Below are 1,416 nucleotides of genomic sequence, written 5' to 3' on the forward strand. Positions count from 1 at the left end.
ATGACCTTCACCCCTACCCAAAAAGAACTCTTTAATAAAAACATTGAAGCTTTAGGTAATATTCTTTTAAAAGAAAGTTTAAAAGAAATCAAGTCTAGTAAATTTGAACTTATCTTAGGTAAAGATAATCTTGATATCAATCTAAAAGATACAAGTGATAATACTTTTCTTTATGAAAATGTTATTGATGAATTAAACACTATGCTAAACACTTATAATGATAAATACCTACTTTATCCTGTATTGTATTTTTATGGTTTTGGAAATGGAATTTTATTTAAAGCTTTATTACAAAATAAAAATCATCAACATATTATTGTTTTTGAAAAAGATATAGAAATCATTTGGGTCATGTTTCATATCTTAGATTTTTCAAATGAATTGCAAAATTCAAGATTGATGATTTTAGAAACTAGTTCTTTAAATATAGAATTTTTTTCTAATTTTTGTTCTAACAAACCTTTCTTTCAATTTTCTAGAATTTATTTTTTAGAACTGATGAGTAATTATTATGAAAGATTTCATGAGGATGTTTTGGAGTTAAATAAAAAGCTAGTGCAGCATTTTAAAGATTCTATTATTTCTCATGGTAATGATCCCCTTGATGCTCTTCAAGGCATAGAGCAATTTGTTTATAATCTTCCTCAAATGATCACTCATCCTAGTTATAAAGAATTACTTTCTAAAAGAAAGAATTTAAGTGATACAACTATCATTGTTTCTACAGGACCCTCTCTTACTAAACAACTTCCTTTGTTAAAAAAATATGCTAATAAAGCTACAATTTTTTGCGCAGATTCTTCTTATCCTATTTTAGCTAAGCATAATATTAAGCCTGATTATGTGCTTTCTTTAGAAAGGATTCCTTTAACTTCTGAATTTTTCAACAATGATTTTAAAGAATTTGATAAGGATATTTTGTTTGTTTTAAAATCCTACACTCATCCTCATACTACAAAATATCTTCAAAAAAATAATAGAAATTTCATGCTTGTATCCACTTATGCAAGTTTTATAAATTATTTAAAACTTGATGATTTTGGGTATTTTAATATGGGTGGTAGTGTGGCTCATATGAATTTTTTACTTGCTATACATTTAAAGCATAAAAATATCGTTTTAATAGGACAAGATTTAGCTTATGCTAAAGATGGATTTTCTCATACCAAAGATTATAGCAATCTTGATAAGCATGAAGGACATTTTCAAAGAGATAAAAACAAATACACCACTCAAGCTTATGGAGGTAATGGAAAAGTTGAAAGTTCTTTTGTTTGGACTCTTTTTAGACTCAATTTTGAAAAAGATGTCATCAATGCAAAAGAAAATTATCATGTTGCTACCCACAACTGCACCGAAGGTGGAGCAAGGATAGAAGGAACTATAGAAAAACCTTTTCTTTGGGCTTGTGAGAAT

1 protein-coding gene is annotated in these 1,416 nt (G+C 27.1%); it reads left to right on the forward strand.

Features of this window, described 5'->3' with window-relative positions; translation table 11 throughout:
* On the forward strand, positions 1-1,416 hold a 1,416-nt coding region (locus AJ936_RS09415), incomplete at both ends, for a motility associated factor glycosyltransferase family protein (RefSeq protein ID WP_261661074.1).

The sequence above is a fragment of the Campylobacter sp. BCW_6877 genome, assembly GCF_001762445.1.
In the GTDB taxonomy this organism is placed as follows: domain Bacteria; phylum Campylobacterota; class Campylobacteria; order Campylobacterales; family Campylobacteraceae; genus Campylobacter_D; species Campylobacter_D jejuni.